At 72.5% G+C, this 7,388-nt stretch carries 7 protein-coding genes; 4 read left to right on the top strand and 3 right to left on the bottom strand.

The features are described from left to right. Positions 1–65 precede the first annotated feature (65 nt). The gene (locus G3I42_RS12770) at positions 66–377 is read right to left on the bottom strand and encodes a DEAD/DEAH box helicase (RefSeq protein ID WP_164285466.1); all 312 of its coding nucleotides are present in this window, start codon (positions 375–377) and stop codon (positions 66–68) included. 194 nt (positions 378–571) lie between these two features. Between G3I42_RS12770 and G3I42_RS12765 the strand changes: the two genes are divergently transcribed. The 4 genes from G3I42_RS12765 (at position 572) to G3I42_RS12750 (ending at position 4,041) form a co-directional block, all read left to right on the top strand. After that, positions 572–874 (top strand): hypothetical protein, encoded by a 303-nt coding sequence (locus tag G3I42_RS12765; protein ID WP_164285464.1) that lies wholly within the window; start codon positions 572–574, stop codon positions 872–874. Between the two features lie 84 nt (positions 875–958). Beyond that, positions 959–1,666, top strand: coding sequence for a TetR/AcrR family transcriptional regulator (locus tag G3I42_RS12760; RefSeq protein ID WP_164285470.1), 708 nt, complete (start codon positions 959–961; stop codon positions 1,664–1,666). Positions 1,667–1,912: 246 nt separating this feature from the next. Next, positions 1,913–3,556 carry an MDR family MFS transporter gene (locus G3I42_RS12755; protein WP_164285468.1) on the top strand — a complete coding sequence of 548 codons (1,644 nt, stop codon included), beginning with the start codon at positions 1,913–1,915 and terminating at the stop codon, positions 3,554–3,556. A gap of 119 nt (positions 3,557–3,675) precedes the next feature. Next, positions 3,676–4,041, top strand: coding sequence for a hypothetical protein (locus G3I42_RS12750; RefSeq protein WP_164285462.1), 366 nt, complete (start codon positions 3,676–3,678; stop codon positions 4,039–4,041). 112 nt (positions 4,042–4,153) lie between these two features. Here the strand turns inward: G3I42_RS12750 and G3I42_RS12745 are convergent, their stop codons facing one another. Continuing rightward, positions 4,154–6,277 carry an MDR family MFS transporter gene (locus G3I42_RS12745; protein ID WP_164285460.1) on the bottom strand — a complete coding sequence of 708 codons (2,124 nt, stop codon included), beginning with the start codon at positions 6,275–6,277 and terminating at the stop codon, positions 4,154–4,156. A gap of 91 nt (positions 6,278–6,368) precedes the next feature. Continuing rightward, positions 6,369–7,184, bottom strand: coding sequence for a precorrin-6A synthase (deacetylating) (cobF, locus tag G3I42_RS12740; RefSeq protein WP_164285458.1), 816 nt, complete (start codon positions 7,182–7,184; stop codon positions 6,369–6,371). Between the last annotated feature and the right edge of the window lie 204 nt (positions 7,185–7,388).

The raw sequence follows: 7,388 nt of genomic DNA, 5'->3' as shown, positions 1-7,388 counted from the left end.
GGACCGGGCTCCCGCCCCGGTCCGCGCCGCGCCGCCGTTCCCCCGAGACTCCCGCGCGGCCCCGTTCAGTCCTCGTAGTGCGTGGGCGGGTACGGATCGCGCTCCTTGCGGGCCTCCAGCTGGTCCGGGCGCGCCTCGCCCTTGCGGACCTCGCGGTCGATCTCCGTCTTCTCTTCCCGGTACTGACTGCTCTCCGTCACCCGCGCGGGCGGACTGGTGTCCGTCGCCGGCGGCACCTCGGCGGGGTCGTACGGGTCGAGCCCGGCCCGCACCCGCTCCTCCTCCGTGCGCGCGGCGAGCCGTTCGTCGTCGGGCCTGCGGGGCATCCCGCGACGGGGGCTGTTCTCCTCGGACTGGGAGCGGTGGTGCTTCGACATGCGGCCTCCTGGGTGGTGCGGGGCCCCGGCGTACGGGGCGCGCGACTGCGGTGCCCGCACTGTCCAGCGTCCCATCGTGGACATATCTGTCAAACGGGGTGGAGTGCGGCGAGTGGTGCCGCGGGCCCCGCTCCCGCCGGGATGCGCCCCCGGCCCACCCGGAGCAGCCTGGGGAGACGGAGAGGAGAACGCGCATGCGCAGCTACCAAGGCCCCGCCCTGCTGCTCGGAGAGGGCACGGGGGTGAGCGCGGCCGGTATCGACGTGGTCGTGGCGCTCACGGTCCTGGAACCCTCCGACGGCCCCGAGGGCCACGGCGAACCCTGGACCGCGACCCTCGAAGCGGCAGCCGGCTCCCGCGCCCTCGCGAACCTCGCCGGCCTCGCCCTCCTCCTGCGCCTCCCGACCGGGGCCGAGGGGGAGATCCTGCTGGAGTGGGTCAGCGAGGACACGGAGGAATCGGGCCGCGCGACGGGGAACGGGACCGCGCCGGTGTGACGTTCCCGTCGCCCGCGCCGCCGTCCGCACCTGCCCACCCCCCGCACACCGGGGGATTTTGCAGGATCTGCATTTTTGCCTAATATGCAGGACGTGACGAACGACCACGAGCCCGTCGGCGGGCTCCGGCAGCGGAAGAAGCGCGCGACCCGCGCCGCCCTCGCCGAGGCCGCCATCCGGCTCGCCGCCGAGCACGGGGCCGAGAACGTCACGGTCGAGGCGATCAGCGAGGCCGCGGGCGTCTCGCCCCGTACCTTCTTCAACTACTTCGCCAGCCATGACGACGCGTTCGTCCTCATCGACGAAGGCGTCTCGGAGCGCATTCGCGAGGCGGTCCGCGCCGCCCCCGCCGAGCTGACACCGCTGGAGGCGGTCCGCTCCGCGTTCGTCGGCGAACTGAAGGGCTTCGAGGAGCGGCAGGAACTGCTGAACCTCCAGTTCGAGGTCTTCCAGCGCTCCCCGCACCTCATCGTGCGCGGTCTCCACGCCTACTCCAGCGACGAACGGGAGCTCGCCCGCGCGATCGCCACCTGGCTGGAGCGGACCTCGGCCGGCACCGCGCCCGCCCCCGTGCCCACCCCGCCGAGCACCCCCGGGGGCACGGCGGACCCGGGGCAGTGGGCGGGCGCCGACATCCCCCTCTTCGCCCGGCTCCTCGCCGCCGTGGCCCACACGGCGGTACGTGTCACCTTCGAGCACTGGTGCGCGCGCCCCGCGGACACCGACCTCGCGGAGACCTTCGCCGAGGTCTTCACCCATCTCGCCGCCGGACTGCGGCGGCCCACCGACTGACGGGCGGACAGCCCCCACCGGGAAGCGGCGCCGGTCCGCCGCCCCGGGTGTCCTCGCCCCGTCTCCCCGTGACCACCGCTCGACCCCCGACCGTCCCCGGGAGCACGGCGTCCCCCGTCCGTTCCCTCCGGGTCCCGGACGCGGCCCCGCCGCACGGGCTCCGCCCTGTTCCCCCCGTACCACCGTCTCCCTCCCAAGAAGGACAACGTGAGCACAGCCGAGGCGACCGCGCCGTCGCCGACCTCCATGACCAACCGCCAGATACTCCAGGCGATGTCGGGCCTGATGGCGGGTATGTTCGTCGCCATCCTCGCGGGCACCGTCGTCGCCAACGCGCTGCCCCGCATCATCGCCGACCTCGGCGCGAGCCAGTCCTCGTACACCTGGGTCGTCACCTCCGAACTCCTCGCGATGACCGCCACGGTGCCGCTGTGGGGGAAGCTGGCCGACCTCTTCAACCAGAAGCTGCTCCTCCAGCTCTCGCTCGGCCTCTTCGTCGTCGGCTCGCTCGTCGCCGGCTTCTCGCAGGACGTCGTGACGCTGATCATCAGCCGTGTCCTCCAGGGCATCGGCGGCGGTGGCCTCACCGCGCTCGCCCAGGTCGTCATGGCGGCGATCATCCCGCCGCGCCGCCTCGGCAAGTACGCGGGCATCTTCGGCGCCGTCTTCGCGGTCGGCACCGTCGCCGGGCCGCTCGTCGGCGGCGTCCTCGTGGACACCTCCTGGCTCGGCTGGCGCTGGTGCTTCTTCATCGGCGTGCCCTTCGCGCTCGCCGGGATCATCCTGCTCCAGCGCACCCTGAAGCTGCCCACGATCCGCCGCGAGGTCCGCATCGACTGGCTCGGCGCCTTCCTCATCGTCGCGGGCGTCTGCGACCTGCTGATCTGGACCTCGCTCGCGGGCGACAAGTTCGACTGGGCCTCGGCCGAGACGGGCATCCTCGTCGGCCTCGGCGTCGTCCTCCTCGGGCTCGCCGTGTGGGTCGAGACCCGCGCGAAGGAGCCGATCATCCCGCTCGGCATCTTCCGCAACCGCACCGTCACGCTCACCACCGTGGCGAGCTTCCTCGTCGGTATCGCGATGTTCGCGGGGACCGTCTTCCTCTCGCAGTACTTCCAGGTCTCGCTCGGCAAGTCGCCCACCGTCGCCGGGCTCATGAGCCTGCCGCTGATCTTCGGCCTGCTCGTCTCGTCGACCGTCGCCGGGCAGATCATCTCCGCCACGGGCAAGTGGAAGGTCTACCTGGTCGCGGGCGCGATCGTCATGACCGCCGGTCTCGGGATGCTCTCGACCATCGGCTCCGACACCCACTTCGGGCTGCTCAGCGTCTACATGGGCGTCATGGGCCTCGGTGTCGGCATGCTGATGCAGAACCTCGTGCTCGCCGCGCAGAACGACGTGGACGCGCACGAACTCGGCGCCGCGACCTCGGTGCTCTCCTTCTTCCGCTCCCTGGGCGGCACGATCGGCACGAGCGTCCTCGGGGCGGTCCTCGCCAACCGCGTCAGCAGCGAGCTGACCAAGGGCTTCAAGGACGCGGGCATCCCCGCGGGCGAGGGCGGCGGCGGCTCCGTACCCGACATGACGAAGCTCCCGCCGCAGGTCAAGGAGATCGTCGAGCACGCGTACGGTGTCGCCACCGGCGACCTCTTCCTCGTCGCGACACCCTTCGCCTTCCTCGCGATCATCGCGGTCGTCTTCATCAAGGAGAAGCCGCTCAAGACCACGAGCGGCATGGAGCGCCTCGCCGCCGAGGACGGCCCGTCGGCCACCGAGGTCGAGGGCCCCGCGGCCGAGGGTTCCGGTGGGATTCCTGCTCCGCGCGACGCCGTCGCGCTCGGCAAGGAGACCTCTGGCAGCGGTACGGGTCCGGGCACGACCCGCGATTGAGCCACGCCGCCGCCGTGCGCCGCCCCGTCCCGCCCGAGCGGGGTGGGGCGCTCGCACGTCCGCAGGGGAGCGGGCGTGCGGCGGGGCGGTCGTCGGGGCGGCGTACTAGCCTCGGCGGCATGGAGTACGACGAGCAACAGCGCGACATCATCCTCCGCATCATCAGCCTCCTCACCGCGTCCGCCGAGTGGATGCGGGCCGAGGAGGGCACGGAGGACGAGGAAGACGACCTCAGCAGGCTCGGGCTCGTCGGCGACCTCGTCAAGGAGGTGCTGCCGGCCGTCGAGATCCCCGAGGGCACGGCGGTCTCCGACCTCGGGGCGGTGATCGGCGACCAGATGAGCCACGCGCTGACGCGACTGGCGGCGGGATTCGTCTTCGCCTGGTCGGAGCTGGCGGAAGTCCACGACGAGGGCCGGGCAGACATCAGCTCGGCGGACGTCCTGAGGGAACTGGCCCTGGAGGTGGAGGCCCGCAGGGGCTGACGGCCCAGCTCCTCCGGCGTACGCGGACACCAACCAGCCCCTCCGGCGTTTGAGGAGCGGGGGCGCGGGGGCGGAGCCCCCGAACGGGCCGCCCCCGGGCCCCCGCAGGACGTCACCCCGCCCCGGAGGGGCTGAGCTTCCTGGCCGCCACCGGCGACCCCATGCCGCCCTCCGCCAGATCCTCCGCCAGCAACCGCTTCGTGATCGCGTCCAGCGCCGCCCGCACCTCCGCGTCGTCCGGCCGTTTCAGCGTCGCGCCGGTCGGCGCGCCCTCGCGCACCGGCTCCTCCATGCCCTCCAGCTGGTCGCGGAGCCACTCCGACCAGGCCGCCGTGATGAGGGCGCTCTCGCGTTCGCCCGCCGGGGTGTGCGAGAGGACGGAGCCGTGGCGCGTCACGTACCCCTCCTCCACCATCCGGTCGAAGACCGGGACCAGGACCTCGGGCGGCAGCCGGTGGCGGGCGGCGATCACGCCGATGCTCGCGACCCCCACGAGCCGCGTGAACAGGTAGATCTGCATCACCGCCCAGGCCCCCGCGATGTCGAGCCGCGTGTCCGAGGCGGCCACGAGCCGCCGCCCGGTGTCCTTGGGGGTCTTCAGCATGATCCGGGCCACCGCGAGTTCCAGCACCTCCCGCGAAGCGCGCACCGCCGGGGCCTGGAAGCCCTCGCCGAGATCCGTCGAACCGCTGCGCGCCGGGTCGTTGAGCTTGACCTGCCGCAGGAACAACGCCACCAGGAAGCCGAAGAGCGCCACCGGCACCGTCCACAGGAACACCGTCTGAAGCGACTCCGCGTACGCGTGCACGATCGGCTCGCGCGCCCCCGCCGGCAGTCCGTGGACGCCTTCCGGGCTGCCCGCCGCGCGCCCCACGACCGCCGGGTCCAGCCCCGCCGCGCGCGCCCCCTCGCCCACCCCCGTACGCAGTTTCGGCGTGAGCGCGTTGGCGTAGATGGTCCCGAAGACGGCCGTGCCGAAGGAACTGCCGAGGGTGCGGAAGAAGGTGACGCCCGAGGTCGCCGCGCCGAGGTCCGAGTAGTCCACGGTGTTCTGCACCGCGATCGTCAGGACCTGCATCGAGAGCCCGATCCCGACCCCGAGCACGAACATGAACAAGGACTCGCGCCACGCCCCCGAGTGGTTGTCCATCCGCGACAGGAGAAAGAGCCCGAGCCCCATCACGAGCGTCCCGACGATCGGGAAGATCCGGTAGTGACCGGTCTTGCTCACCACGTTGCCGCTGAAGATCGAGGCGATCAGCAGACCGATCACCATGGGCAGGGTGCGGACACCGGAGATCGTCGCGGAGTCCCCGTCCACGTACTGGAGGTACGTGGGCAGGAAGGTGAGCGCGCCGAGCATCGCGAAGCCCACGACGAAGCTCAGGATCGCGCACACGGCGAAGACGGGGTTGCGGAAGAGCCGCATGGGCAGCATGGGCTGGCGCGCCCGCGTCTCGACGAAGCAGAAGAGCCCGAGCCCGACGATGCCGGCCGCGAAGAGCCCGATGATGACGCCGGAACCCCACGCGTACTGGTTGCCGCCCCAGCTCGTCGCCAGGATCAGCGCGCTCGCCCCGACCGCGACGAGCGCGATGCCGAGATAGTCGATCACCGGCTTGACGCCCGAGCGCACCGACGGGATCGTGCGCGCGGCGGCGATCACCACGACGATCGCGATCGGCACGTTGATGTAGAAGGCCCAGCGCCACGTCAGATGGTCCGTGAAGACCCCGCCGAGCAGCGGCCCGATGACCGTCGAGACCCCGAACACGGCCCCGATCGCGCCCTGGTACTTGCCGCGCTCGCGCAACGGGATGACGTCGGCGATGAGCGCCATCGCCGTCACCATGAGCCCGCCCGCGCCGATGCCCTGGAGCGCGCGCCACATGATGAGCAGCAGCATGTCCGAGGCGAGGCCGCACAGGAACGAGCCCGTGATGAACACGATCGCCGAGATCTGGAAGACGACCTTGCGCCCGAAGAGGTCGCCGAACTTGCCCACGAGCACGGTCGAGACCGTCTCGGCGAGCAGGTACGAGGTGACCACCCATGACATGTGCTCGCCGCCGCCGAGGTCGGCCACGATCGTCGGCAGCGCGGTGCCCACGATCGTCTGGTCGAGCGCGGCGAGGAGGATGCCCAGCGTGATCGTCGCGAAGACGATGTTGCGGCGGCGTTTGTCGAGCACCGGCGGCTGCGGGGCGGTGGGGGCCTTCTCGGGAGCGGTCGTCACCCTGTCAGGCTCACACCGCGCCGCACACGCCGCACGAGGAGGACACCCGGAAGGGGCTGCCGGGGCGCGGCGGCACGCGGTGCCCCCGGGCTCAGCTCCCCGGCAGGACCACCGGCGCGCGCTCGGCGTCCGCCGCGCGATGACGGCGCAGCAGATACGTGTCCATGATCCAGCCCTTGCGCGCCCGCGCCTCCTCGCGCAGCCGCACCAGCGGCGCCGACACCTCGGCGAGCGGCCCGGAGACGAGCAGCTCGTCCGGGGTGCCGAGGTAGGCGCCCCAGTAGATGTCCAGGTCCTCGCGCGCGGCGTACGCGGCGAAGCGCGTGTGCGCGTCCAGCATGACGACCACGTCGTCGGCCTCCTCGGGGAAGCCTTCGGCGAGCCGCCGTCCGGTGGTGATCTGCACCGCGCCGCCGATCCGGTTGAGGACGGTACGGTGCCGCGCCGCGAGCGTCGCGGGAGCGGTGACCCCGGGCACGACCGTGGTCGCGAAGTCGATCCCGCCCGCCCGCACCTCGGCGAGCATCCCGAGCGTCGAGTCGTACAGCGCGGGATCGCCCCAGACGAGCAGCGCCCCGACCCCGTCCTCGCCGAGTTCGGAGCGGAAGAGACGGCCGAAGAGCGCGGCCCGCGCGGCCCGCCACTCGTCCACGGCCCGCGCGTACCGCTCCCGCCCGGCCCCGCGGTCCCTGTCCCGCTCGGGATCGGGCACGCTCACCACGCGGTACGCGCCCGGGTCCGGCAGATGCGCGTCGAGCATGCCGTACCGCAGCGCCGTGAGGTCGGACTTCTCCTCGCCCTTGTCGAGCACGAAGAACACCTCGGTGTCCCGCATGGCCTCGACCGCCTCCAGCGTGAGCTGCCGCGGGTCACCCGCTCCGATCCCGATGACGTGAATGGTTCGCACGGGAGGAGTCTGCCGCATGGGGGTGGCGCGCGCGGGTGGCGGGGTGGCAGGGGGTACGGGGCGGGCCCGGGGTACGGGGCCGGGTCAGCCGCGCAGCCGTGGCGCCTCGGCGACCGGGTCCACGCCCTCCCCGTCCCGTACGGCCGCGTCCAGGCGCCCCGCGAGCGCGGTGGCCCAGCCGACGAGCCCGGGCAGATCGAGCCC

The organism is Streptomyces sp. SID11385, assembly GCF_010548245.1.
Taxonomy (GTDB): Bacteria; Actinomycetota; Actinomycetes; order Streptomycetales; family Streptomycetaceae; genus Streptomyces.
Note: the sequence above shows the minus strand (reverse complement) of the source record. Positions and strands in the feature narration are given on the sequence as shown.

What these genes read in the sequence shown, in the direction of transcription:
- G3I42_RS12770 (WP_164285466.1), bottom strand. Translation starts at nt 377, where the DNA reads ATGTCGAAGCACCACCGCTCCCAGTCCGAGGAGAACAGCCCCCGTCGC.
- G3I42_RS12755 (WP_164285468.1), top strand. Translation starts at nt 1,913, where the DNA reads ATGACCAACCGCCAGATACTCCAGGCGATGTCGGGCCTGATGGCGGGT.
- G3I42_RS12765 (WP_164285464.1), top strand. Translation starts at nt 572, where the DNA reads ATGCGCAGCTACCAAGGCCCCGCCCTGCTGCTCGGAGAGGGCACGGGG.
- G3I42_RS12760 (WP_164285470.1), top strand. Translation starts at nt 959, where the DNA reads ATGCAGGACGTGACGAACGACCACGAGCCCGTCGGCGGGCTCCGGCAG.
- G3I42_RS12750 (WP_164285462.1), top strand. Translation starts at nt 3,676, where the DNA reads ATGGAGTACGACGAGCAACAGCGCGACATCATCCTCCGCATCATCAGC.